The 26,120-nt window shown below is 42.5% G+C and carries 26 protein-coding genes and 1 pseudogene; 13 read left to right on the plus strand and 14 right to left on the minus strand.

Annotation, left to right across the window (positions count from 1 at the left end; genetic code table 11):
- Positions 1–179: 179 nt before the first annotated feature.
- From accB to AHMF7616_RS07820, 8 genes are all read right to left on the minus strand, one after another.
- Positions 180–668 (minus strand): acetyl-CoA carboxylase biotin carboxyl carrier protein, encoded by a 489-nt coding sequence (gene accB, locus AHMF7616_RS07785; protein WP_115372374.1) that lies wholly within the window; start codon positions 666–668, stop codon positions 180–182.
- A gap of 3 nt (positions 669–671) precedes the next feature.
- Complete coding sequence (gene efp, locus AHMF7616_RS07790; protein ID WP_115372375.1) at positions 672–1,235, minus strand: elongation factor P; 564 nt, start codon at positions 1,233–1,235, stop codon at positions 672–674.
- A gap of 100 nt (positions 1,236–1,335) precedes the next feature.
- On the minus strand, positions 1,336–2,334 hold the full coding sequence (locus tag AHMF7616_RS07795; RefSeq protein WP_115372376.1) for a beta-ketoacyl-ACP synthase III: 999 nt from the start codon (positions 2,332–2,334) through the stop codon (positions 1,336–1,338).
- Positions 2,335–2,363: 29 nt separating this feature from the next.
- Positions 2,364–3,305 carry a phosphate acyltransferase PlsX gene (gene plsX / locus AHMF7616_RS07800; protein WP_115372377.1) on the minus strand — a complete coding sequence of 314 codons (942 nt, stop codon included), beginning with the start codon at positions 3,303–3,305 and terminating at the stop codon, positions 2,364–2,366.
- Between the two features lie 4 nt (positions 3,306–3,309).
- On the minus strand, positions 3,310–3,495 hold the full coding sequence (gene rpmF / locus AHMF7616_RS07805) for a 50S ribosomal protein L32 (protein ID WP_115372378.1): 186 nt from the start codon (positions 3,493–3,495) through the stop codon (positions 3,310–3,312).
- Positions 3,496–3,538: 43 nt separating this feature from the next.
- Positions 3,539–4,081, minus strand: a complete 543-nt coding sequence (locus tag AHMF7616_RS07810) for a YceD family protein (RefSeq protein WP_115375501.1) — start codon at positions 4,079–4,081, stop codon at positions 3,539–3,541.
- A gap of 80 nt (positions 4,082–4,161) precedes the next feature.
- Positions 4,162–5,166, minus strand: a complete 1,005-nt coding sequence (pdxA, locus tag AHMF7616_RS07815) for a 4-hydroxythreonine-4-phosphate dehydrogenase PdxA (protein ID WP_115372379.1) — start codon at positions 5,164–5,166, stop codon at positions 4,162–4,164.
- 143 nt (positions 5,167–5,309) lie between these two features.
- The gene (locus tag AHMF7616_RS07820) at positions 5,310–6,752 is read right to left on the minus strand and encodes a leucyl aminopeptidase family protein (protein ID WP_115372380.1); all 1,443 of its coding nucleotides are present in this window, start codon (positions 6,750–6,752) and stop codon (positions 5,310–5,312) included.
- A gap of 246 nt (positions 6,753–6,998) precedes the next feature.
- Here AHMF7616_RS07820 and rsmA point away from each other — a divergent pair, with 246 nt between their 5' ends.
- The 8 genes from rsmA (at position 6,999) to AHMF7616_RS07860 (ending at position 13,714) form a co-directional block, all read left to right on the plus strand.
- Complete coding sequence (gene rsmA, locus AHMF7616_RS07825; RefSeq protein WP_115375502.1) at positions 6,999–7,781, plus strand: 16S rRNA (adenine(1518)-N(6)/adenine(1519)-N(6))-dimethyltransferase RsmA; 783 nt, start codon at positions 6,999–7,001, stop codon at positions 7,779–7,781.
- Between the two features lie 3 nt (positions 7,782–7,784).
- The gene (gene mgtE / locus AHMF7616_RS07830; protein ID WP_115372381.1) at positions 7,785–9,149 is read left to right on the plus strand and encodes a magnesium transporter; all 1,365 of its coding nucleotides are present in this window, start codon (positions 7,785–7,787) and stop codon (positions 9,147–9,149) included.
- Positions 9,150–9,182: 33 nt separating this feature from the next.
- Positions 9,183–10,012, plus strand: a protein-coding gene (locus tag AHMF7616_RS07835; RefSeq protein ID WP_115371190.1) for an IS5 family transposase whose coding sequence is annotated in 2 segments (ribosomal slippage) — positions 9,183–9,576 and positions 9,576–10,012 — 831 coding nt in all. Because the reading frame shifts where the segments join, the coding sequence is not laid out codon by codon here.
- A 136-nt stretch (positions 10,013–10,148) separates the two neighbouring features.
- Positions 10,149–10,613 (plus strand): hypothetical protein, encoded by a 465-nt coding sequence (locus AHMF7616_RS07840; RefSeq protein ID WP_115372382.1) that lies wholly within the window; start codon positions 10,149–10,151, stop codon positions 10,611–10,613.
- 143 nt (positions 10,614–10,756) lie between these two features.
- Positions 10,757–11,710, plus strand: a complete 954-nt coding sequence (locus AHMF7616_RS07845) for an NAD(P)-dependent oxidoreductase (protein ID WP_115372383.1) — start codon at positions 10,757–10,759, stop codon at positions 11,708–11,710.
- Positions 11,711–11,889: 179 nt separating this feature from the next.
- Positions 11,890–12,363, plus strand: a complete 474-nt coding sequence (gene greA / locus AHMF7616_RS07850; protein WP_115375503.1) for a transcription elongation factor GreA — start codon at positions 11,890–11,892, stop codon at positions 12,361–12,363.
- A gap of 5 nt (positions 12,364–12,368) precedes the next feature.
- The gene (locus AHMF7616_RS07855) at positions 12,369–12,761 is read left to right on the plus strand and encodes an HIT family protein (protein ID WP_115372384.1); all 393 of its coding nucleotides are present in this window, start codon (positions 12,369–12,371) and stop codon (positions 12,759–12,761) included.
- A gap of 131 nt (positions 12,762–12,892) precedes the next feature.
- Positions 12,893–13,714 (plus strand): sugar phosphate isomerase/epimerase family protein, encoded by an 822-nt coding sequence (locus AHMF7616_RS07860; RefSeq protein ID WP_233507401.1) that lies wholly within the window; start codon positions 12,893–12,895, stop codon positions 13,712–13,714.
- A 183-nt stretch (positions 13,715–13,897) separates the two neighbouring features.
- Here AHMF7616_RS07860 and ruvC read toward each other — a convergent pair whose 3' ends face one another.
- Complete coding sequence (gene ruvC, locus AHMF7616_RS07865) at positions 13,898–14,470, minus strand: crossover junction endodeoxyribonuclease RuvC (RefSeq protein WP_115372385.1); 573 nt, start codon at positions 14,468–14,470, stop codon at positions 13,898–13,900.
- Between the two features lie 114 nt (positions 14,471–14,584).
- On the opposite strand from ruvC, the gene AHMF7616_RS07870 reads away from it, so the two are divergent.
- From AHMF7616_RS07870 to AHMF7616_RS07885, 4 genes are all read left to right on the plus strand, one after another.
- Positions 14,585–15,178 (plus strand): DUF4202 domain-containing protein, encoded by a 594-nt coding sequence (locus AHMF7616_RS07870; RefSeq protein ID WP_115372386.1) that lies wholly within the window; start codon positions 14,585–14,587, stop codon positions 15,176–15,178.
- 69 nt (positions 15,179–15,247) lie between these two features.
- Positions 15,248–16,363: a ComEC/Rec2 family competence protein gene (locus AHMF7616_RS07875; RefSeq protein ID WP_115372387.1), complete on the plus strand. Its 1,116-nt coding sequence runs from the start codon at positions 15,248–15,250 to the stop codon at positions 16,361–16,363.
- 589 nt (positions 16,364–16,952) lie between these two features.
- Positions 16,953–19,172 (plus strand): malectin domain-containing carbohydrate-binding protein, encoded by a 2,220-nt coding sequence (locus AHMF7616_RS07880; protein ID WP_115372388.1) that lies wholly within the window; start codon positions 16,953–16,955, stop codon positions 19,170–19,172.
- A gap of 291 nt (positions 19,173–19,463) precedes the next feature.
- Entirely contained in the window at positions 19,464–20,360 is an 897-nt protein-coding gene (locus tag AHMF7616_RS07885; protein WP_115372389.1) for a diacylglycerol/lipid kinase family protein, read from the plus strand.
- A gap of 6 nt (positions 20,361–20,366) precedes the next feature.
- Here AHMF7616_RS07885 and AHMF7616_RS07890 read toward each other — a convergent pair whose 3' ends face one another.
- A complete protein-coding gene (locus AHMF7616_RS07890; RefSeq protein WP_115372390.1) occupies positions 20,367–21,569 on the minus strand; it encodes a metallophosphoesterase in 1,203 nt (400 codons plus the stop codon).
- Positions 21,570–21,606: 37 nt separating this feature from the next.
- Positions 21,607–22,242 carry an LON peptidase substrate-binding domain-containing protein gene (locus AHMF7616_RS07895; RefSeq protein ID WP_115375505.1) on the minus strand — a complete coding sequence of 212 codons (636 nt, stop codon included), beginning with the start codon at positions 22,240–22,242 and terminating at the stop codon, positions 21,607–21,609.
- A 365-nt stretch (positions 22,243–22,607) separates the two neighbouring features.
- Between AHMF7616_RS07895 and mtgA the strand changes: the two are divergent.
- Positions 22,608–23,098, plus strand: a pseudogene (gene mtgA, locus AHMF7616_RS07900) (monofunctional biosynthetic peptidoglycan transglycosylase).
- 246 nt (positions 23,099–23,344) lie between these two features.
- Here the strand turns inward: mtgA and AHMF7616_RS07905 are convergent.
- From AHMF7616_RS07905 to AHMF7616_RS07915, 3 genes are all read right to left on the minus strand, one after another.
- Positions 23,345–24,499, minus strand: coding sequence for an App1 family protein (locus AHMF7616_RS07905; protein ID WP_115372391.1), 1,155 nt, complete (start codon positions 24,497–24,499; stop codon positions 23,345–23,347).
- Between the two features lie 73 nt (positions 24,500–24,572).
- The gene (locus AHMF7616_RS07910) at positions 24,573–25,394 is read right to left on the minus strand and encodes a M48 family metalloprotease (RefSeq protein ID WP_115372392.1); all 822 of its coding nucleotides are present in this window, start codon (positions 25,392–25,394) and stop codon (positions 24,573–24,575) included.
- A gap of 192 nt (positions 25,395–25,586) precedes the next feature.
- Entirely contained in the window at positions 25,587–26,012 is a 426-nt protein-coding gene (locus AHMF7616_RS07915; RefSeq protein ID WP_147275631.1) for a hypothetical protein, read from the minus strand.
- Between the last annotated feature and the right edge of the window lie 108 nt (positions 26,013–26,120).

Here is a 26,120-nt window from a genome sequence, read left to right on the forward strand (position 1 = left end):
AATTTAAACTCACGGGAAAGTTAAACTTGTCTGATACAATCACCCCGCTGGGTTTTCGCAGGATATATACTTGTATAATCTGTTATCAGATAGCTAGATGTAAGTTCTAAACAATTAAAATTTAAAAATAGATGAAGACAGTAGCATTCATCATTTTAAATTTTTAATTCATAATTTATTTATGATGGATCAATCAGGAACAAAGGTTGGTCGTACTCCACCGGAGAAGCATTTTCCACGAGTACTTTAACGATTTTTCCACTATACTCGGCCTCAATTTCGTTAAATAATTTCATGGCCTCAATAATGCAGATCACATCCCCTTTGCTAATCTCATCGCCTACATTCACAAAAAATGCGGAATCCGGACTAGATGAGCGGTAAAAAGTGCCAATCATGGGGGATTTAAGGGTAATGTAGTTACTATCGGAACCAGTAGTCGATGCTGGGGTTGGAGCCGCAGTAACTGGTGCCGGAACAGGTGGGGTAGTAGCAGGTACGGGAGCAATGGGCGAAGCAGCTCGGGGCGGTTCGGGCACGTAGTGCACTTTCGGAGAATCCGGCTCCCGCTTCACCGAAATTTTAAATTCTTCGGTTTCAATATCTACTTTGTTTAAACCCGACTTTGCAATAAAGTCAATTAGTTCCTGAAGTTCTTTCGCTTTCATAGTTTATTTAACTCGTTCTGCATAGGTGTAAGTACGGGTATCTACCTTTATTAATTCATCCTGATTAATAAAGAGCGGAACCTGAATAGTGGCACCGGTTTCTACAATGGCTGCTTTAGAAGCATTGGTGGCGGTATCGCCTTTGATGCCGGGTTCGGTGTAGGTAATCATCAATTCCACAAAAGGCGGAATTTCACAGGTTAGCGGCGTTTCCGTTTCGGCGTGGAACAGAATAGTTACCTCCTGGCCATCTTTTAACAAATCGGCAAAAGGAACCATTTTTTCTTCCAAAATCACCTGCTCAAAAGTATTGTTATCCATAAACGTATAACCCATATCGTCTTTGTACAAAAACTGATGCGGACGTTGTTCCACGCGAGCTGTAGTAACTTTTACACCGGCATTAAACGTGTTATCGATAACTTTACCGGTTTTAATGTTTTTTAATTTGGTGCGCACAAAAGCCGGACCTTTGCCCGGCTTTACATGCTGAAATTCCGTGATAATGTATAAATCGCCGTTATACTCTAAGCACAAACCGTTTTTAAAATCAGCAGTAGTAGCCATTTTTTAATTATTATTAAAAACTTAGAAATCAATATTAGCTGTTGAAGCAGACTTCTAAAGTACGTTCAATTTAACAAATCTAATTTATTATTTTGGATTATTATTGTGGGTCGTAGGCCCACTTCAGGTAAATAGAACCCCAGGTAAAACCACCGCCAAAAGCAGCCAGAATAATATTATCCCCTTTTCTTAGCTGGTTTTCGTAATCCCATAAGCATAAAGGTAGCGTACCGCTGGTGGTATTGCCATACCGGTCAATGTTAATCATTACCTTGTCGCTGCCAATGTTCATGCGGCTGGAGGTAGCATCAATAATCCGCTTATTGGCTTGGTGCGGTACAAGCCAAGCTACGTCATCGCCGGTTAACTGATTGCGTTCCATTACTTCGGCGGCTACATCGGCCATGCCTTTTACGGCAAATTTAAAAACGGTAGTTCCTTCTTGGTAAGCGTAGTGCTCCTTGTTGGCTACCGTTTCGTGAGTAGCCGGTCGGCGGCTGCCACCCGCTTTCATGTGCAGGAAAGGGGCTCCGGAACCATCCGATTTTAAAACTTCGTCAATAATACCGAAACCTTCGGTATTTGGTTCCAGCATTACCGCACCACCACCATCGCCAAAAATAATACAAGTAGTCCGGTCTTCGTAATTAATGATAGAAGACATTTTATCGGCGCCGGCAATAATTACTTTTTTATACCGACCAGATTCAATGTATTTGGCGCCCGTTGAAAGGGCAAATAAAAAACCGGAGCAAGCCGCTTGTAAATCATAGCCAAAGGCGTTCACTAGGCCGGTTTCGTTCGCAACCAGGTTTGCGGTTGCCGGAAATACCATATCGGGGGTAGTAGTAGCAACAATAATTAACTCTACTTCTTCGGGGCTGGTGTTGGTTTTTTGAAGCAGGTCCCGCACGGCCTGATTCACAATATATGAAGTGCCTTCGCCTTCTTTTTTTAAAATTCTTCTTTCTTTAATACCGGTGCGGGTAACAATCCATTCATCGTTGGTCTCCACCATGGTTTCCAGTTCCTGATTGGTGAGAATATAATCCGGTACGTAGCCGCTTACGCCTGTAATAGCAGCAGATATTTTACTCATAGTCCGATTTCTTGGTTCGTAGTGGGCAATCAGCTACTGAATGTTTTTTGAATCTGCTCCGTAATACCGGATTTAGCCATTTGGTAGGCCAGATGCAACATATTACAAGTAGCAGTTGGGCTGGATACCCCGTGCCCGATAATGGCATTGCCATTAATACCCAGAATAGGGCTGCCGCCTACGGCTTCGTAATTAAACTTGTCGAAGTAGGGGTCAGCAATATTTTTACTCAACAAAATATCGTAGATAGATTCGGATAACTTGAGAATGACGTTACCGATAAAGCCATCGCAGACGATAACATCGGCTTTGTCGTTGAATAAATCGCGGCCTTCGATGTTACCAATAAAATTAAGACTTTGGTTATTTTTTAACAGCTGGTGCGCCGCCTGTAGATTTACGGTGCCTTTGCCTTCTTCTTCCCCGAGGTTCATTAAACCTACTTTGGGGTTAGCAATGCCTAAAACATTAACGGCGTAAATAGAACCCAGTTCCCCAAACTGTTCGAGTACTTCGGGTTTACATTCGGCATTTGCGCCTACATCCAAGAAAATACCGGTACTACCATTTACTTTGGGCACAAAGCCCACAATAGCGGGTCTTAAAACTCCCTCTACGGCCTTTACACTGAACATAGCACCCACCAGCATGGCTCCGGTATTACCGGCGCTACAAAAAGCATCAATTTCTTTTAACTTTAGTAATTGATAGCCTTTGGATATACTTGAATCTGGTTTTTGCGTGAGCGCCTTGGTGGGATGCTCGCCCATTTGGATTACCTGACTCGCCGCAACGATGGAAATCCGGGAAGAAGTAGAACCATGTTTTTGCAAACACTCCCGCACTACTTCTTCCTGACCAATTAAAACTATTTCGGCATCTTCCGGCAAATCCTGGGAAGCCAAAATTGCTCCCTGAACAATAGCGTCCGGAGCAAAATCACCGCCCATAGCGTCGAGGGCTATTCTCATAAGGTTAGGCTGCTACTTCTTTCTCGATAGCTTGCTTACCCCGGTAAAACCCACACTCCGAACATACCCGGTGATACAATACCGGTGAACCGCAGTTAGAGCATTCCATGTGCGTGCTGGGCGTTAATTTATAATGCGTTCTTCTCTTATCTCTTCTGGTTTTCGAAATCTTTCGTTTTGGATGTGCCATTTTTTAATTTACTGTACTGGTTATTTAAATTATTTATAAAATATTACTTTAATTTTTTTAAAACATCCCAACGCGGGTCACCGGCTTCATCATCGTCCGAACCATCTTCGCTATCGGCGGCGTTTCCGTTGCTCGAATAAATAAGAATGTTTTCGGCATCCGGGTCTTCATCTACTTCGTAGAAACGCGGATGTAATTTTTTTATGGGAATCGCTAAACCCACGTAGTCGAACAAATGCTGGGCAATGTTGATGGATTGGGTACCCGGTAGTATTTGCCATACATTATCGTCGAGCTCGGTTTCTACTGCACCATATCTTACCAGCAATAATTCGTCTATTTCTACTGGGTAATCAAATTCATCTAAACTACGATCGCAGGTAACATTTACCGAGCCCGTAATTTTAAATTCAAATTGCAGCAGCAAATCGGTTTTATCTAAAATTACATGGGCCTGCAACTGCCCCCCATTTACCAGCGTTTGATCGAATAAAGCAAAGAAAGCATTATCCAGAACAAAATCGTACGTGTGAACCTTATTGCTAAGGGTGGCAATCTGAATGTCAAACTCGTTTATCTTTCTCACGTCTGCCCGTTTTTTTGCAAAGCGCAAAATTAGTAATTTAATCTTTAATTAAAAAAATTAAAATAGGTTACCCACTTCTTCTACGGGGTACTTCTTTTCCGGATAATATCAATAGCCAAAAATAATGCTTCGCGGAAAGAACTTTCCTGGGCTTTGTTGGCGCCCGCGATATTATACGCTGTGCCGTGATCGGGGGAGGTGCGCACTATGGGTAGACCAGCGGTATAATTGACGCCGTTCTCGAAGGCTAAAGTTTTAAAAGGAATAAGTCCCTGGTCGTGGTACATGGCCAAGGTGGCATCAACCTGCTGGTATTGGCGGGTGCCAAAAAAACCATCGGCCGGAAAAGGTCCGAAAAGTAAATGTCCGTTTTCTTTTAAAGACCGGATAGCCGGGAGAATAATTTCTTGTTCTTCGGTTCCCAACAAACCGTTTTCGCCGGCGTGCGGATTTAAGCCGAGTACCGCAATGCGGGGTTTCTGAATGCCAAAATCTTTTTGTAGCGTGTGCAGCAATATGGTTAATTTCTGCACTAACAGCTCCGTCGTAATTTTATTTGCTACCTCTTTTACAGGAATATGGCCGGTAACAGTTGCTACCCGTAAATTGCCACTTACCAGAAACATTAAGCTTTCCGGGGCTTCGAAGTAAGAAGTAAAAAATTCGGTATGGCCCGGAAATTTAAATTCTTCGGACTGGATGTTGTCTTTATCAATCGGGGCGGTTACAATGCCATCGATATTGCCGGCTTTTAAATCGGCACTGGCCGCCTGGAGGGATTGTAAAGCCGCCCGGCCGGATTGCGGCGTGGGATTGCCCAAGTTTAATTCTAAATCTTCTTCCCAGCAATTAAGTACATTTATGCGCTTACTGTCGTGTTCGGCAATTTGCCGGATTTGTTGGAAGGAAAAATTTTCTACGTGCAATAGTTTCCGGGTTTTGTTAATTAACGAACCAGAGCCGTATATAATAGGAGTGCAAAAATTTAAAATGCGGTTATCGGCCAGCGTTTTTATGATTACTTCCGGCCCAATGCCATTATAATCGCCCAGGGTAATGCCTAATTTTATTTTTGGTTTATCCATAGATAGAGGTAAATGCCCGTTTGTACGTCGGTAAGATAGAGACTTGTTCGTTTTTAGTTATTCGGTGTTCGACAGATAAGCTCATGTTAATGAAGGTAAGTAATTGTTCGTTATTAGTTATTTGAACAACCAATAAAGAATCACTACTGTGCTTTTTTAACTTGATCCGTCAGGAATTGGTAGATGAGCCGAACGGTAGAGCCAGTCGCATTCTTGCCCCGGTAATTATCCGGTGCGGTAAGAAAGGCGGTTCCGGCAATGTCCAGGTGAATCCAGGGAAAGGCGGTAAAATGTTCGAGAAACTTACCGGCCGTAATGGCGCCGGCCTCCGGGCCACCTAAGTTTTTCAAATCCGCAATGTCGGATTTCAGGTGCTCGGCGTATTCTTCCCACAAGGGAAATTCTACGAGGCGTTCGTAGGTGTTTTCGCCGGTTTTTTTAAATTTTTCCCTAATTTCTTCCGGTGCATTGCTCATCATTACAATTCCTTCCCGCCCAATAGCCCGAGCCGCGGCACCGGTTAAAGTAGCCATGTCTATTACTAATTGCGGATCGTATTTTTTGGCAAAATGTAAAGCATCGGCTAATATCAAGCGGCCTTCGGCATCGGTATTTAACACTTCTACGGTAGTGCCGCTGTACATGGTAATAACATCGCCGGGGGCAAAAGCGCGTCCGCCAGGGCGGTTATCGGTAGCCGGAATTAAACCAATTACATGCAGGGGAATTTGGTTTTTGGCCAAAGCATAGAAAATGCCGATAACTCCTGCCGCTCCGGCCATATCGCACTTCATCATGTCCATGGAGTTGGGCGTGGGTTTCAGACTTAAGCCGCCGGTATCGTACACGACGCCTTTGCCCACCAAAAGATAAGGCTTGCTGTTCTGCGCATTTTCGGGCTTATATTCCAGAATGGAAAAAGTCGGCGGATCAAGGCTGCCTTGGTTCACCGCTAATAAACCGCCCATCTTTAAAGCCTGAATTTTTAAAAAATCCAGTACTTCCGTCTGAAAACCGGCGTGTTCACCTACGGCCACAATGGTTTCGGCAAATTGTTCCGCAGATTGGTAATTGGCCGGCTCATTCACTAAATCGCGGGTCAGGTAAACACCCAACAGCAAGTTGTTCTGTTCGGTAACTTCGGTTTCTGCAATGGCCGCATCTGTTATTATAATATTTTTTAAAAAAAAGGCGGCACTCTTGTCGGTTTTATATTTATCAAACTGGTAATTGCTCAGAAACAAGCCTTCGGCGAGATATAAAGAAGCTTTGGAATCGGTTACATCGCGGAGGTAAATATCCGCTACTTTATCGGTTTGCAGCAGCTTTTGCAAGTTAAATCCCGCTTTACGTAATTCTTCGTGATAGGCATAGAATGCTGGTTTGGGAGTAATGATAACCACGTAAATACGATAGATATACCGGTTTATAACAACTAACTGGTTTTTGTTTTCGATTTGTGCTGCCAGGTATTTTTGTTCTTCCGGAGAAAATTCAGCGCCGGGCACCTCTGCCGTGGCGTTCACGATATACACCAGATTTTCATCTTTCGGTAAATGGCTATCGTATTTGAGTTGTGTAGGCATAGTTCTATCGTATCTTTGGCGCGCAATATACTAAAAGTTTAAAAGTTTACGGGGAATGTGCGAAGGCGGTCGTGCACGAATTCTTTTAAAAGGCTGCCCATTAACTAATAAGTAGTTGTTCGTTAATAGTTGTTGGTTGTTCGATTGATAAGATGCTAATAGGCAATAGTTTATTCTAAATGATGTATTTAATTAAATTTGTCCGAGTACTTATCTCGTATAAAGCAAATTGCTGATTTAACTCCTGTGAAAAAAGTAAATCCTAAAAAGCACCTCGGCCAACACTTTCTGACCGACGAAACCATTGCGGCCCGCATTGTAGACCAACTGCAATTACCCCGGGGTGTGCACCAGGTACTCGAAATTGGCCCCGGTATGGGTGTACTGACTAATTACCTGGTGCAACGTACCGCGTTTACAACCACGCTGATTGATATTGACCGGGAATCCATTGCTTATTTAAAGCAACACTACTCGGAGTTAACAGTCCGGATTATAGAAGCTGATTTTTTAAAAATAAACCTGGAAAATCTGTTTACGGGCGTTTTTTCCATTATTGGTAACTTTCCTTATAACATTTCCAGCCAGATTTTTTTTAAAGTTTTGGAAAATCGCCAGCGGGTAGTAGAGGTGGTGTGTATGCTGCAAAAAGAAGTGGCCGAACGTATTGCCGCCGGCCCAGGTTCGAAAGTTTACGGCATTTTAAGTGTGTTGCTGCAAGCCTTTTACACCATTAAATACCAGTTTACGGTGGGCCGCGAGGTATTTGATCCGCCACCGCAGGTTTTATCCGGGGTAATTACTTTGGTCCGGAACGAGGTAGTGCATTTGCCATGTAACGAGAAAAAGTTTTTTGAAGTCGTAAAGCTGAGTTTCGGCACGCGCCGGAAAACCTTGCGCAATTGTTTGCGTCCCTATAACTTACCCGAAGTTATTACGGGGCAGCCTATTTTTAATAAAAGGGCTGAGCAACTAGCGGTAGCTGATTTTGTTTATTTAACGCAATTGGTAGAGGCCAATGCTTCCTGAGGTATGCCGCTGGAAATAACCAAAGCTTTTGTTGAAGAAATTGAAGCGGCCATCGCGCAAAACGATGCGGCGCTGGTATTAGCTAATCTGGAAGATTTATATCCGGCTGATATTACAACGGTGCTGTACGAGTTGAATGCCCAGCAATCCAAGTACGTACTGGATTTGTTGGAACCCGAAGTTGGGTCGGAAATTTTGAGCAGCCTGGATGCCGAAATCCGGAATAATTTTTTAAAAAATTTCACCAGCGAAGAAATTGCCCGGTACGTTAACCTTATGGAATCGGACGATGCGGTAGACGTATTAAACGAGCAAAAGGTACAGGTTCGGGAAGAAGTAATATCCCTGCTCGACAACGAGGAAAAAGCCGCCGACATTATTGATTTGCTGCATTACGAAGAAGACAGCGCCGGCGGCTTAATGGCCAAAGAACTCATTAAAGTAAACATAAACTGGCGGGTAGGGCAGTGCATCGACGAAATCAGAAGACAGGCAGAAACTGTAGAGCAAGTTTATGGCGTGTACGTGGTGGATGATAAAGATAAATTACTGGGCCGGCTCGGTCTGAAAACCTTGATTCTAGCCAGTGATCATACGCCCATTGACCAACTGTTCGATCCGGATGTGATTCGTATTGAATCGTACAAAAAAGACACGGACGTGGTAGAGATTATGCAGAAGTATAATCTTGATTCCATTCCGGTGGTAGATGCTCAAAACAAACTGCTCGGCCGCATTACCATCGACGATGTGCTGGATGTAATTCAGGAACAAGCCGAAACTACCCGCCAGTTAATGACCGGTATTACCGAAAACATTGAAGAAGACGACAGCATTTTGCGTTTGTCGCGGGCCCGTTTGCCTTGGCTGCTCATTGCCATGATTGGCGGTTTAATGGGAGCCCGGTTAATAAAAGTATTTGAAGCGGAGATTTCGCTAATACCCGCTATGGCTATGTTTACGCCCCTGATTACCGCCACCGGCGGCAACGTAGGCATTCAATCGTCGTCTTTAATAATTCAAACGCTGGCGCATAATTCTTTAATTCAGGATAATTTTTCCCGGCGCTTGTTAAAAGTTCTTCTGGTGGCTTTAATCAATGCCTGCGTAATTTCGGGTTTGGTGCTAAGCTTTAACGTAATACTGGAAGAAGACCTGCGGTTAGCGGTGGTGGTTTCGGTAGCTTTGTTTAGCGTAGTAGTACTGTCATCGATAATGGGCACCGTTACTCCCATGCTGCTGGATAAAATGGGTATTAACCCGGCCGTAGCAGCCGGACCTTTTATTACCACCGCTAACGACTTGCTGGGGCTGGCCGTTTATTTTCTGGTAGCCCATCTTTTATTATTAGACTTCTTTCAAAAGTAATTAGATATTAAGTAAATAGCAGAACTTTGCGGTATGGTGACAAAATACGAACAAATCCGCTTTTTAAGCGAAGCTCTTTTCCGGCGCTTAACAGGGGTGCATAAAGCCACCTTTGAGCACATGAAAGCAGTTTTAAGCGAACAAATAGCCAAAAACAAGAAAGTTCTCGGTCGTCCTAGTCGCTTGTCGGAGGCCGATCAAGTATTGATGATGTTAGAATATAATCGGGAATACCGGACCTATTTTCACATCGCTCAGAGCTACCAAGTGAGTGAAGCCACGGCCTTCCGCTTGATTACACGAGCGGAAAATCTTTTACTCCAATCCGGGGAATTTAGCTTACCTGGCAAAAAAGCCCTTCTCCAAAGTTCCATCAGTTACCAAGTAGTACTGGTAGATGCTACGGAGACAAGAATCGAACGTCCCCAAAAAAACAAAGACGCTACTACTCGGCTAAAAAGAAACAACATCATCTGAAAACACAAATGATAGTGGATAAGAAGAGCGGAAAAATCATTTGTACGCATTTTGCCAAAGGAGCAGTGCATGATTTCCAACTTTTTAAATGCAGCCAGCTTAAACTCCCAACTCCTATCCTGCTATTAGCGGATTCGGGTTATCAAGGAATCAAAAAGTTGATCCCGCAAGCCCATACCCCGAAGAAGGCCTCCAAACATTATCCTTTAACGCGGCAAGACCAGCAACAAAACCGAGCGTTGTCTTCCCAGCGAATCAAGATTGAAAACGTGTTTGGTTTTCTTAAACGATTCAAAATTTTTGCTACCAAGTATAGAAATCGTCGAAAGCGCTTTGGCTTACGCTTTAACCTCTTTGCTGCCATTGCTAATTACGACACTATCTAAGTACTTTTGAAAGAAGTCTATTATAATTCTCTAGTTGAAAAATCTTCTAAGAGCCATAATGGTTAGAGCATATTTAGCTGTTCTTCCATTTAGCTTTAAATAGTTGCTAGGCTAATAACAAATTAAAATAACCAGATTGAAATTTAATAAAGTAATAAGGACAATATTCCCACCAATAGTTGGCTATTTAACATACCTGTTTTTTGACGGACTTTTTGAAAAACAATTCCCAATAGCGCCATTTGACGAGCCTTGGGTGCCGGGAACAGTTATCTTATTACAAAATTTTGGTGAGTTGGCATATATTGGATTAGGTTTTGTTTTTCAATACAAAGTAATTGTTCCCCGAACAATTAATTCCACTAAAAAAGTAACCATCCGAGCAGCTTTATTCGGAATTATACTTAATATAATTTCATCCTTTATAGATTCATTTTACAGAGATAGTATAATGGATATATTAATTGAATCTTTTAGGTTCTTGGTTGAATATGAAAGCTTTGTAATGGGCAACTTAGCCCTTCTGACATTGTTTAACTTTTTTGAAAATAAATCAAAGTTGAAGAATGGTGTAACAAGCAAATTGATGGACGAGGCATAACCAACATTAGAGCACAATAAAGTCTGCCTTTACCAAAAACTGAACGAACAGCTCTAATAATTTATAAAATTCACTGCCCAATCCCTTACTACCAGTTTATATCGGCTCACGCAAGAGTCAGGAAATATTAAAATTTTAAAAAAATGCCTTTTGCTAAACTAAAGTGTCTGATTATTGACCAAATGCATTTATCGATCATTCCTATGCTGGAAGAAATCGGGTTCGCCGTCTCGTACCAACCCGAAATCAAAGCTTCGGAAGTTAAAGAAATACTGGCCAATTACGATGGTCTGATTGTCCGGAGCAAACTGCGCATTACCGACGATTTACTGGCCGATACCCAACGTTTGCGCTTTGTGGCCCGCGCCGGGGCCGGCGTGGATAACGTGGACGAAGCAGCTCTGGAAAAATACCATATTAAACTTTTAAATGCGCCCGAAGGCAACCGCGACGCCGTTGGGGAACATACCGTGGGGCTCCTGCTGGCTTTGATGCGGCACGTAGTAAAAGCCGATCGGGAAGTGCGCCGGTACGAATGGCACCGCGAAGCTAACCGGGGCGAAGAAATTAGGGGCAAAACCATTGGCATTGTGGGTTACGGCAACATGGGGCAATCTTTTGCCCAACGGTTAAGCAGTTTTGGGTGCCGGGTACTCGCCCATGACATCGACCATACCGTCGTGCCCGACGATTACGCCATGCTTTGTCCTTTAGAACAATTAAAGGCCGAAGCCGATGTGGTTAGCTTTCACATTCCGTTTACGCCCGCTAACCGGTATTTAGCCGACGATTCTTTTCTGAACAGTTTTCGCAAAAACATCTGGCTGTTAAACTCCTCGCGCGGCGAAATAGTAGAACTGAAAAGCCTGGTACAAGCCCTGAAGAGCGGCAAAGTGAAAGGGGCCGCTTTAGACGTGCTCGAAAATGAAAAACTGGCCACCTTGAGCCCCGAACAAAAAAACAGTTTTGAGTACCTGATCAAAGCTTCCAACGTGATCTTATCGCCGCACATTGCCGGCTGGACCCACGAATCGTATGTAAAAATTAACGAGGTACTTACCCAAAAAATTAAAAATTTACTGCCCGCGCTAAAGTAAGCAGGCCCTTAAGAAGAAAGCGATTACCTCAACGGAACATCTACCAACCAGGCTGCGAACCTAGTAAAATCTTGTTCGTACACTTGACAGGAATAACGAAAAAAATATTAACTTGCGGGAAGAACGGTCAGGCATTGGCCGTTCTTTTTGTTTTATTTATCTTGGATAAAAGTAAAAATATGGGATCTATATCGTATTACACCGCCGAAGGTTTGCAGAAGTTAAAAGATGAATTAGCGGAGCTGAAAACGAAAGGTCGGGCCGAAGTAGCGCGGCAATTGGCCGAAGCCCGCGACAAAGGCGATTTAAGTGAAAATGCGGAATACGACGCCGCCAAGGATGCGCAAGGCCATCTGGAATTAAAAATTTCGAAGCTCGAAGAAGTAGTGGGCAATGCCCGCCTGATTGATGATTCGAATTTAGATATGAGTAAAGCCTTGATCTTATCTAAAGTAAAGATTAAGAATCTGAACAATAACATGGTGATGGACTACGTGTTAGTATCGGAGGAAGAAGCTAATTTAGCCCAGGGTAAAATTTCGGTTAAATCACCTATTGGTAAGGGTTTATTAGGTAAATCAGTGGGCGAAGTAGCGGAGATTACGATTCCGGCCGGTAAAATCCGTTTTGAGGTTCTGGAGATTTCCCGTTAGTACTTATGGAAAGTATTTTCACCAAAATTATCAACGGCAGTATTCCGGCTTACAAAGTAGCCGAAGACGATCGTTTCCTGGCTTTCCTGGATATTAGTCCGCTGCAAAAAGGCCATACGCTGGTAGTTCCGAAACAACAAATTGATTATATTTTTAACCTGGAAGATACTTTACTGGCTGATTTACACCTATTCACAAAGAAAGTAGCTTTGGCCGTAGAAAAAGCAACGGGTGCCGCCCGGATTGGCGTAGCCGTTATCGGGTTTGAAGTGCCCCACGCGCACATTCATCTGATTCCGATTAACAACCTGGACGATATGAATTTTGCCAACCCCAAACTAAAAATAGCTCCAGACGAAATGGAAAGTTTGGCTCAGAAAATTCAAAATAATCTTTGATAAAAAATGAAAATTTAAAAAAAGCTTGCTGCCCAAAGTAGTAAGCTTTTTTATGACCCGCCCGTAGCTTTTACTATTTTTGTTTAATTAACTGCCGCTGGTACCTTTACTTACCCCATTAAATTTAAAAAATGATGCAGATTACATTTTTTCGGTCGATTTGGGGAATGGAAGAACCTACTCTGGAGAAAAATTTAAAAAGAATAAAAGAAGCCGGGTTTGATGGGGTGGAGATGATGGTGCCTTTAGATAAACCCGGTCAACAAAAGTTAAGTACCTTATTGCAGGATCTGGAATTAGATTTAATTGCCTCGCAATGGGCAGCCCACGGAAATACTTTTTCCGAATACCTGCAATCCTTTGAAACTCATCTATATGCCAATGCCCACTTAAATCCATTGTTTAGTAATTCCCAAACCGGTAAAGATTATTATTCCCCGGAGCAAACCAGCCAATTGATTGAACGGGCCGCCCAGATTGCACAAGAAACCCAAGTTCCGGTATTACACGAAACGCACCGCGGTAAATTTACTTTCCATACCCGCAGTACCGAGTACTTCTTACAAAAACATCCGGATTTAAGATTAACCGCTGATTTTTCGCATTGGTGCACTGTGTGCGAATCGTACTTAGAAGACCAAAAAGAAATTATGGAACTAGCTATTTCCCGTACCGATCACATCCACGCGCGGGTAGGTCATCCGCAAGCGGCCCAGGTAAGCGATCCGCGGGCGCCGGAATGGCAGGAAGCTTTGCAGCATCATTTACATTGGTGGGACGCCATTGTGGCCAATCATCAGAAAAAAGGCAGTGCTGTATTAACTATATGTCCGGAGTTTGGACCTTATCCGTACCTGCCCCAGGAACCTTACACCCAAAAACCGCTGGCCGACTTGTGGGAAGTAAATGTATACATGAAAGATTTACTGCAAAAAAGGTACAGTTCTGATTAAAGCTAAACCTTTAATGGGAAATTGTAAGTATTTGATTTAATTGAATTTATGTTATTTTGGAGCTAAGCGCTTTTTAAAAATTTAAAAAAATCTTCTATTTAAGCTTACTAAAATCAATTGGTAGGCAGAAGTTAAAAAAGATTGCTTTTTAGGCCAGAAGTTAGTTAGATCACAACGCCGCTTTTACTTCACCCTACCCGGATTATCTGTAATAAAGCTTTTCCAGGATTTGGTACCGGCTTGGGTATTAATGCCTTTCTGGTAGTGATGACACAGGGCTACGGCCAGAGCATCGGTAGCATCCAAAAGTTTAGGAGCATCGGTGGGTAATTTTAAAATTTGCCCCAGCATGAGCGCCACTTGTTCTTTCGAGGCATTACCATTACCAGTGATGGATTGTTTAATACGTTTAGGAGCATATTCCACATAGGGGATGTCGCGCGATAAGGCGGCGGCTATAGCTACGCCCTGGGCCCGGCCGAGTTTCAGCATACTTTGCACGTTGGTAGAGTAAAACTGCGCTTCAATGGCCATTTCATCGGGCAGGTATTTCTCAATCAGCAACAAGGTATTATCAAAAATGCGCTTTAATTTAACGGCGTGGTTGGGGGCTTTTTTAAAAGAAAGGGCATCGTATTCTAATACTTTTACTTTAGAGCCACTTACTTCAATAATACTAAAACCCATAACATTGGTGCCCGGGTCTACGCCGAGAATTAGTTTGCCGGAAAGGAGGGTAGGAGTGTTGCGTAGCATGAATCACAAAAATACAAACATAAATTAGAACCAACCAGTTGTTTGTAGAAGGACCTAACAGTTATTACTTGAAAATAATTACCTTTAATAGGTTAAACTTAAAATTAATTTGGAATGCTACCCGATCAGGAGCGATTTAACGCCGCCATTGCCCGGTTCGATGCGCTGAACAGCGAAGACCCGCATACCGAAGTTTATAACGGCAAAATGTACCCGAAAGAATTGTTGTACGCCCTGCGCATGACGGAGTGGCTATTAAAAGTAGAACCTCAGCCTTCCGAAGCTTTGCAATTAGCCATCCGGAGCCAGCACCTGCGCCGGTGGACCATTCCGCGTAGCGAATACCCCATGGACTTAGCCGGTTATAATAAATGGCGCAATACGCTCCGTAAGTTTCACGCCGATTTAGCAGGCCAGGTTTTACAGGAAGTGGGCTACAGTGCCGAAACGATGGACCGGGTTCAGTTTTTAATTCTGAAAAGACAACTAAAAATAGATGCCGAAGTGCAATTACTGGAAGATGTGGTGTGCCTGGTATTTTTAGAAAATTATTTCCTGGATTTTGCGCGGCAACACGACGAAGAAAAAGTAATAGACATTGTGCAAAAAACCTGGCGGAAAATGACGCCTCGCGGTCAGGAAATAGCTTTAACACTGCCCATGCTGCCGGAAGCTGCCCGCTTGGTAACTAAAGCTCTGGCTGGCTGAACCAAAATTTAAAAAATTTTACTTGCAGGTACTTATTCATTACTTTTCATTATATCATTAACCGGCATTATGAAAAAATCAATTGCGCCCTTTATCTTCTTAGGAATACTTCCTGGCATTTTACAGCTTGGTGCCATTCCTAAAACGACGGACCTAATAATTGCCCCAGAACCAGCAGCTAAGAAAGCCATTCCGGCCTATGCGGCCAATCCATTAACTTTTTACTGGATCGATGTGGAAGGAGGGGCAGCTACTCTGATTGTAACCCCAACCGGCGAGTCGGTGCTGATCGATTCGGGTAACCCGGGCAACCGCGATGCCGACCGGATATACCAGGTAGCCAAAAACGTGGCGGGCTTAAAGCAAATTGACCATCTGATAACCACGCACTGGCACATCGACCATTACGGAGGTGCCGCCGAACTGGCGAAAAAAATGCCCATAATAGAAGTACACGACAAAGGTATTCCGGATAATTTAGCAGAAGATAAAGAATTTGCCACTCGCATAGAGGCTTACCGCACTATGGCCGTAAAAAAGCGATCACGGTTACGGGAAAACCAGGTACTCAATTTAAAAAAACTGTCGGCTAACCTTCCTGCATTAAGCATGCGAATTGTGGGGTTCGATAAAAAGTTTACCCCAGCAACGCACCAAAGTACCCCCACTGGCCAATGCGCCGTACCGGATAAAGCGCCCGATACCTCGGATAATGCCAACAGTACCGTGCTGGTGCTCGATTATGGCCCATTCCGGTTTTTTGATGGCGCTGATCTTACCTGGAACATCGAAAAAACATTGGCCTGCCCCGAAAACATAGTGGGTACGGTAGATGTGTATCAGGTAAATCACCATGGGTTAGACCAGAGTAATAATCCAGTTCTCATAAAAGCATTGGCACCCACGGTATCCATCATGAATAACGGCGCCCGGAAAGGCTGCGGACCAGAAACGGTAACTACTTTAAAAAATACGCCTTCGTTACAGGCAAACTACCAATTACACCAAAACATCCGGCCCGATTCGGTGTATAATACCGCTAAAAATTTTATTGCTAACCTTAAAGAAAATTGTAAAGCAAGCTATATCACTTTGGCGGTGGCTGCAAATGGCCAGAGTTACACGGTGCAAATACCGGATTCTCATCATTCAAAAACCTACAAAACTAAATTGGCACGTAAGTAGCTATGAAGAAATCTTCTAATTAATTTAAAAAAAATACAAGTAGCGCGGCAACTACTTAGCACTTTTCTTTCGTCTTAGAAAAATACTAGCTGTTATCCTACTTGTATCAAATCGGTTGATCAGGAAATCAAGCTTATTAGTGGGGTAAATGCCACAATAATTCAATTGCAAAGCAGCTAAATGGAGAATTTCGATATTTAGGAGAACTATTTTTAAAGAAGATAAGTAAAAATAAAATCAGAATATTATTGAAATTAGATAAACTTCTATTTGCATAAGTCAAAATTATTTACAAAATTCATAAATTCTAAAAGAATAAATTTAACAATTTCCTTAAAAATTATAAGTACCTTATAGAAAACAAATTACGAAACGCAATCTCTTAAACTTTCAAGGCTATACCGCTGGTAATTAGGATTAATTTAAAGTTAAATCATTCTTTATATCCTCTTGAAAGAGCTTGTATATTTCAAAGTGTCCAGCTTTCAAAGAAATATATGATAAACTCCCCCGCATTTATTTTTTATTTAAAAAATAACTGATCTCGCGCTTTATATCTTCCAACTACCTTGTAATAATTATATACTACATGAAAAAGAATTATACTTTTAACTTATTTTTAAGAAAGTCCAAGCTGATTATGTCTCTCTCGATCGGGATGTTATTCTTTTCAGAGTTTCTCAGCAGCGCTCCTGTTTTAGCTCAAACCATTGCGGTCGAAAATTCTGATAAATTTCCGGCTGCCGATCAGATGGTATTTTCCCGGGTTCAGTACCCTTGGCGCAGAACCAACCCCGATGGTACCTTTACTCCGTATAACGAAAACCATGATAAAGTAAAACTGCGCATTAACAACAAAGGCACCAGCACCCTTACGGTAAGTAAGTTTACTTTATCTAATACTGCTGCCTGGAAAGTTATTCCTCCAAAATCATTACCTCTATCAATCAGTGCGGGTAGTTATGTTGATGTAACCGTGCAATTTGTCGCGTCTAACCTGGACAAGCGGGTAAAAGTAATTCACAATACGCTTACGATTTCTTCTAACGATAAAAATGAGCCCTCGAAGGTTGTTCAATTACATGGCTTATTCCAGAGATCTGGCGAAGGCAACCGGGAACCTTACGCCCAAGAAATTATTAATGCCTTTAATTTTAAAACCGTAACTGGTTTTGGCCACACGGATGGCGCCAATGATGGTAGCGCCATTGTACCGAATTCCGACGAGATTATTTCGGCCACTTTTTCACGGGCAGACGGCAGTAAACCCGTTACCGTAACGCAAATGGCTGCTTATCATGGATGCTGTGCTACCATCGAGTCATTTAAATGGTATCCTAAAGGATCTTCCAGCGTCACCACTTTATTCACCCATAACCCCCTGGATGGTCAATCGGTCTTACCGAGAAAGCGGTATAACACTTCTGGCTTATCTCAGGGTTCCTTTAATCCATCAGGCTCTTTTGGGTTTAAAGTAGGTACGGCTAATTCTGACCGGTCTAAAAACTTTGAACAACGGATTGGTTTACGCATTTGGAAGGCGAAGAACTCAAGTGGGGCTATTATCCCGAATGCGTACATTGTGGCTAATGATTACTTAGGTACCAACGTTACCAATTACGATTACCAGGATAACGTGTATTATGTAAGTAACGTTAAGCCAGATGGCGGCGGACAATCCGGTATTGCTTTAGCTTCTTCCCCATCTGCTTTGGATTACGGATCTGTAAATAAAGGCAGCAGTAAAGCCCTGGCCGTAAATTTAAAAAATCCGAACGCATCCGGAGGAGTGAGCATTAAAATATCTAGTGTGGCGCTTACCGGACCGAACAAAGGAGATTTTACGATTGGTAGTTTAGCCACTACATTAAACCCACAAGCCAGCACTAATTTTAACGTAAACTTTAAGCCGCTTAGTAAAGGCATTAAAAATGCCGCTTTATTAGTGTACCACAACGCTCCTGGTTCGCCTTTGCGCATTCCCCTTTACGGCATTGCCAATGAATCAGGCTCTGTTATAAACGCGGTTAAACGCGTAAAAGGGGCGGCCGATGCGAGTGTAACCATTGCGGGCAAAGTTTGGGAATCAGATAAAAATTACCGGAAAGGTTCTATTAAGCTGGATAGCCAGGTTCAGCCGGGTCCAATTGCGGCCACCGACCAGGACGTTTTATATCAAACGTATTTATCAGCGGCCACCAACCTGGCCGAAACCCGCGAAGAAATTCCGGTTTCTAATGGTTCTTACTACGTGCGTTTACATTTCGCCGAAAACTTCTTTGATGCCGATGGTGCCCGGATATTTAACATTACCATAGAAGGCCAAACCCGCCTATCTAACTTTGATATTCATAAAGAAGTTGGCTACCGCGCTGCTTTGGTAAAAGACTTTGCCGTAACTGTTAACGATGGCGTATTGTCTCTAAAGTTTAATCCTTCGGCTAACCGCGTAGCTTTGTGCGGAGTAGAGATATTTCGGTCAGCTTCGGCGGCGGCAGCAAGTACTGCCTTCCCGGCAGAATTAGAAGTAAATGTAGAAAAGCAAAGCCCGCAATTAGTAGTTTATCCAAATCCAAGCAGCGGTGAAAATTTTTCTGTAGAAGCTACGCACCTGGCTCCGCAGGAAGAGGTATCGTTTACGATATATAATCAAACCGGCCAAACGCTGGAAGTAAAAACCACCAAAGCCGATGAAAATGGTTCGGCCAAAGCGCAGATGGCTACTAACCGCCGGTTAACCCAGGGATTGTACATCTTAAAAGGTCGATCACAGTCCGGCCAAACGCAAACTAAATTGTTAGTAGAATAAAATTTTAAAATTAAATTAGAAAGGAGTTACTGCTTAGTAACTCCTTTTTTGTTGCCATAAAGCCAACTGGCTCTTTATTTCAGGATGTGCTAAACTCCCCATGGTTTAAACCAATTGAAAAAGGGTATTTGGATATCTCGGCTGTTTTGTTTTCTTTTGGTTGAAGTTGGCTGGTTTTAAACATAAAATAATTTAAAAGCTGCTTGATTACCGAAGTATGCTATCTATGTTTTAACCAGAATTTTAAAAAGTAAGTTATAAGCTGCTAAATATTTACAATATACAACCGGTATGGCGACAAATTCGCGCTTTCAAAAGCTATTATTTGTAATAAACCCTATCTCGGGAGATGTTGATAAAAGCGATTTAGAAGAAGCTATTGGCGACTATTGCCAAACGCACCAGTTAAAATTTAAAATTTACAATACCACGGGCGAAGATGATTTGGCAAAGCTCAAAGATTTACTGGCAAGTTACGCTCCGGATGCCATCTTTGCGGCGGGCGGTGATGGAACAGTTGGATTAGCCGCCAGAGTAGTAAAAAACTCGGAGGTACCTTTAGGAATTATTCCCATGGGTTCCGGAAATGGTTTATCTAAAGATTTAGGCATTCCCCAGACCTTTGCAGAAGCCTTAGAGCTCATCTCCCAGCATACCATTAAAGCCATTGATACGCTGGAGTTAAACGGGCATGCCTGTTTTCACATTAGTGACCTTGGATTTAATGCGCTGGTGGTTGCCCGGTACAGCCAGTCCGAAACGCGCGGTCCGCAGACGTATGCTTTTATTGCCTTGCAGGAATACCTGGATTATGATTGCCACGAATACCGCGTAGAGACTGATCAGGAAACCTTTGAGGGCGCTGCTTTTATGATTACCATTACCAACTCCAATGCTTTTGGCAGTAATGTTAAAATTAACCCCAACGGCATTATAGACGATGGAATTTTTGAAATTTGCTTAATTGAGTCTTTCCCCAAAATGGCAGCGTTTAAAATTATGTACAACTTGTACACCGAAACGCCCGAAAATTCAGAATTTACCCGGATCCTATCTTGTAAACAAGCTACCATTAATAATTACACCGATACCTTGGCCCAGATTGATGGTGAAGTAGTAGAATTAGGTAAAAAAATTGAAATCAAACAACTGCCCAAAAGTTTACTGGTGGTTGTACCGCGCGAGTAAAAAAAATTAATTCGGATTGATCTTTTTCCGGAAAGCTACCTTGTATTGATCCGTCGTATTTCCAACGGGTGGCTCAATAGCACTTAACCAGATATTATTTGCTTCGAAATAGTCCAGCACAAAAAAACCTTTGTTCTCGTGCACGAAAGTAGCCCGTCCGCCGCTTTGCACAAAAGCAGTTTTGGAGCCCGAACCGCTCACCAGATAATGGTTATTTTTTATAGCAAAATATTGTAAATTATGGTCGTGGCCGGCGGCATAAACAATGTTTTTGTGTTTTTGGAATATCTGCAGCAATTTCTTACGCAAACGCCGGTAGCGCGGGTTCGACATATCTTCCTCTGGACCGTATAGTTTGCGGTATACCGGGTAAATAGATCCGGCCACAGGCAAGGGTACGTAAAACTTTTTATGAGCTGCCGTTAACGGAAAAACATGTTGCTTTAAAGTAAACTTGCCGCCGTGCATGGCATTGCTGTACAAGGGGTGATGGGCCGCAATAATAATTTGCTTCTGCGGGTATAATAGTAACAATTCTTCTAACTGGTGAAAAAAGTCAGCCTCTGATTCGGTGCTACAATTAAAAGTCAGACCAATGGGCCGGACTCCTTTTTGCACCCACCATTGCGTATTTATAAAAATTAACATTACCTCTTCTGAAAGATGCCGCACCACCGGACCGGGGCAACCACCGGAAGGTAAATAACAATGCGGCCGGTTTAAGTATTTTGTAACATACTCTTCCTGGCGCAATACGTATTCCAGGCCATTGATGCGGCCCTTGTTCCAATCGTGATTGCCGCTGATAAAAAAAACAGAGCCGGCATATTCCCGTACCAAATCTAATTGAACTTTCAACCGCTTTTCGGCAATTGCCCGGGTTTTATGACCAACCGGAGGTAATCCAACGGGGTAAATATTATCGCCTAAAAAAATAAGGGTGCCGTTATGCGGGTTTTCGGCCAGCCAGTTCCGTAGCAATTTAGCCACCGGATCATGCACCGCATCGGTAATGTTACCGGTATCGCCAATCAGGCAGATTGCGTGTTTCGGGGCCGTGGTAGGATAAATATCTATATTAGCCGGAATATTTTTTAATTTTATGTATGGCTTGTACCTCAGCCTACGTTCCCGGTACCAGGCGTAAATGCCCAGGCCAACAACCAAAAAAATTAAAGCAGGTAACCAATATTCCGAGGGATGCATCATTTTATAATAGGTCTATGGAATATATACGGGTAATAACCTAAAAATTTGGGGGAATCAGATTTTTAAAATGGCCATTTAGTTTTACCTGGTCTTTTAAGCGTTCCGTTTCTTCCACCACAGGTAAAATAGCGATCAAGTGTGCCAATACAATTGTTTGCCGTTCACTTTCGCGGCGGCGCTGGAGTAATAGATATTCTTGTTCTAAGCTCAACCCTAATTGGTGCGCAATGTCGTAAATTTTAAAATTATCCGGAAGATTAAGGTACAAGGTGGCCAAGCCTAAAATTTCGTACAAGTGCTGGATTTTCTCTTTGATCAGCGCTTTGGTTGTCGGGTTTTCGTCGTCTATGTCGGTTAAAGGTTCTACCTCGCCGCCGGCGTACAGTTTAGTAGGCAACTGGCGGTAAAAATTCATGATTCGGAATAAATTACCGCCTTTGCAGCGGATATCCATTTCACCCGAATCATAGGTTTTATCAATGCTGCTTATAATAACCTCTGTTCCAATTTCGCTCACCCCTTTTTTTAAAAAAGCCGGAATACCAAAGGGTTTGCCCGCTCGAAAGCAATCTTGTACTAACTCTTTATACCGTGGTTCAAAAATATGCAGATTTAATTTTTCGCCGGGATACACCACTATACTTAAAGGAAACAAAGGAAGAAAATCTGCCATAATAGAGAATACGGTATTAACTGTTATTGTTTTAACCAAATCAGGTAATAAATTTAGATAATCGGGCACATATAATAAGTAAGACAAGATGTAAATAAAAATTAGAAGAGCGTAAATACTATTTGTAATTTTGACTAATGACGGCTCATTTTAAAACTATCCGGGATCTAACGTTAAAGTTGGTCTTGCTTTTATTGGTGTTAAGTATTTTATGGGTATTGGTGTACAAGTGGTTGTCACCGCCGGTTACCCTGCACATGATTGAGCGCCGGGCTAAAGCCGGTCAGGCCCCAAAAGCCAATCCGCATATCCGCTACAATTTTGTGGACTTAGAAGATGTGGCACCGCACGTTCCACTTGCTATTATGGCCGCGGAGGATCAACTATTTATGACGCACGATGGATTTGATTACAAAGCTATCAAAGGAGCCTTTAAAAAGAATCGAAAAAGTAAGAATATTGTGGGGGGAGTACCATCAGCCAGCAGGTTGCAAAAAACGTATTTTTATGGCACGGCCGCAGTTATATCCGGAAACTGGTAGAAGCTTACTTTACCATGCTCATCGAGTTTTTCTGGAGTAAGCACCGCATCATGGAAGTGTACATTAACATAGCCGAGACGGGAGATCAGGTTTTTGGAGTAGAAGCCGCTGCTCAGAAATACTTTAACACTTCGGCAAAAAATTTAACCGCTTCCCAGGCGGCCTTAATTGCATCGGTGTTGCCTAATCCTATTCGGTATTCGATTAAAAAACCTTCTTCTTTTACCTTAAAAAAACGGCGTTTTGTAATACGTAACATGCGCCAGATGGGCGGTACTATCAGCGTTAAATTACTAATACAGGGGGCTATTTAGTTGGATGGTTGGAAAGTTTTAAGGTTAAAAAGTTAAAAGGTTTGTAAATTGATGTGGTAGAAGCTTTTTTAAATTGATATTATTTTTATTGCAAAAACTAAATCTATATAGTATTAGAACCTATCTCTAAGTTCATTTTAAAAAAATCCAAGGAAATATATTTTGGAAATAAGAATTTGAAACTGTCTAATAACCAAGCCTTTCAACCTTTAAACTTTCTAACTTTCAAGCTTTTCAACCTTTCAACTAATTCACCGATTCTTTACCGGGTTCTAGACCTTTGTCTTTATCTTTTTCTTGTTCGATTACCGGAATAGACTCCTGGAAAATCAATCCGATTTGGGCGGCGTGTTCCGCAGCTTCCACGGAATTATCGACTACCAGCATCGGAACGCTGTGGTTTTTTAAATCTTCGGATACTGCCACAGCCAGTTTCTCGCGATCCGGTAATTGCACATCCCGAATGTAAATAGCCAAAATCCGAGTTGGAAATTCTTTTACCACTTCCCGGTAAATGTTGGCATCTTCCTGGCCGCTGTCCCCGATCAATACAAATTTTAGTTCGGGATAGGTAAGCAAAATATTTTTTATTTCTTTAAACTTATGGCTCATGTGCCCTCCTCCCATAAATTTATTTTGCAGTAAACCGAAGTCGCGCAGCAGTAACGGTCCGGCTGGTATTTGGTTCAGGTCTAAAAAATCTTTTAACAAGTCGTACATGTTCCAGGGGCTGCTGGAGACGTAAAAAAACGGGTTGTTGCGTTTGCCATTCCGGCCGAGCTGCAAAGCTTGATAAAACTCCGACACCCCGGCAAATGGCAACCGGGTGCGCGCATTATTTAAAAAAACAATCCGCGACATACCTAAGGCACTGTAAGCATTGCTATAGATTATAGTATCATCAATATCGCTGATGATACCGTATTCGGCATCGGTGGGCGGTACTAAAACTTCGGCCTTGGCCCGAATACCGGCAGTATGCAGAATAGGCACATCTACCAGTTCCACTTCTATTTCGTGCCAAATGTTGTCGAGAGGCAAAGGGGTAGGAGGTTCAATATTAATCACAAAATAGCCTTCCCGGTCGGTGATTAGTTCATGGGTTTGGCCCTGAAATCTTACCTGCAAACGGGCATCCATTACCTCATCGCTTTCGAACCGTTTATACATGTTCAGAAGATTGTTCAACACGGTGTCTTTATCTCCTGCCTGGGCAATACCTTTGTTTTCGAGCACCCGGCCTTTTAAATACAACCGGTTGGCGGTACCGTAGCTGCGGTAAGGTACAATCTGGATAGGATGGAAATAATTTAACCTTTTGCGGAGGCGATAAGTCAGGTCGTCGAATTGTTCTTCTACCTGCCCAATATAATTAACAAAAATTTCTTTCCAGTTTGACATGATAAAAACGAAAAATCCTGAGAATTAGCGATTCTCAGGATTTACGGGATACGGGTATTTGGGTTATAATGCCTTATTTCAAACTGTTTTTAAAATCCTGGTAGGTGGTAGCTCCGGATAGTTGGGTTTTACAGCCATCGGCAGCAGCTTTATTATTAATGTTCTGTACCCGGTTACCTGGATCGGGGTGCGTACTTAAAAACTCGGGGGTGCGGCCTTGCTGATCACCACTTAAAATTTTTTCAAAAAAACCGGCGGCTCCGTTGCAGGCATAATAATTTGTACCACCCAGGTAAATAACCGAATACGCATCGGCTTCAGTTTCCGCATCGCGATCAAACTTGAGCGTAGCTAAACTAGTAGCAATTTGCGTTAAAGTACCCGGATTGTCGCCTAAGGCTACCGATAACAAGATCGAAAGCCCATATTGCCGCTGCAATTGCTTTGTTGAATGGCGTTGGTCGGCGTGGGCAATTTCGTGGCCCAGTACCCCGGCAAACTGGTCCTCGTTATCGAGGTATTTAATCAGGCCGGAGAAAACATAAATATGGCCACCAGGAGTAGCAAAAGCGTTTAATACGTTGTCGTCTTTAATTATTTTAGTATCCCAGGCAAACTCATTGCGGTAACTTACCTTGCCCGAACTCAGGATACGATTCACGATGCGGTTTAAATGATCGTAGGCGGCTTTGTTGGCTGGATTAGCCGGATCGAGTAATTGTCCCTTGGCCCGATAGGTTGAATCTACTTCTTGCGAAACCTGCGCACCTAAGTTAATATCGTCTTCAATCGAAAAAATTAAACGATCGCCGTTTTTGTCTTGGGTGCAACTTTGTAAAATTAGAGTAGTAGCCAGGCAGCCCAGTAAAGCGTATTTTTTTAAAATTGGTAGCATATAGTTAAAAGCGTATTAAGATTTTGAAATTGATAAGCGAGGAAATGATTGGAAAAATTGTGCCATTTTACAGCGGTTACTTTTATTTTTAGCCAGCAGTGTGCGCCGTTTTTCAACGTAATTATAAAAGCCTGGTAGTTAGTACTTTTAGCAGTTATGTTCTGCTTTTAACTTGATTGAATCTAAAAAATTTTAAATTTTATTTTGCAGGCTGAGGTAAATAGGCTTACTAAAAACCAGCAATATAAGTAATACCAGAACCGTAATGGTTAACTGGGCCGAAGAAACCAATAAGTAAACGTTGCGGGACGGGTCGGCGAGGGCATCCGGGAAAATATAATTTTTATCTTGAGAAAACGCCTGAGAGGTAAGCCAACCATATAAAAACACGAAAGCAGTGCAGGCGCCTAATATAGATAGGAATGCCTGTTTGCGGCCACGGTTTAAAAAATGACCTAAAGAAAATCCCAGGAAAGCCGATAATGCACCGAGGATTAAAACAGGTTGCGCAAAAGATCCCATGAAATAAAAAGCCAACCCCCCGCCTAGTAAATTAAAAATTCCCCAGAATAAAACCAGAAACGAAGCTCCTTTATAAGTCATATAGAATACAATCACGCGCTGCCCCTAATACGGACATGGTCAGGACCTTGTTTACATACTATCCTGTTTTCAATCCTCCATGCGGTTTATGCATATAATGAGTTCATTGTAAATGTTTTATGG

It is taken from the genome of Adhaeribacter pallidiroseus, from assembly GCF_003340495.1.
GTDB classification, from domain to species: Bacteria; Bacteroidota; Bacteroidia; order Cytophagales; family Hymenobacteraceae; genus Adhaeribacter; species Adhaeribacter pallidiroseus.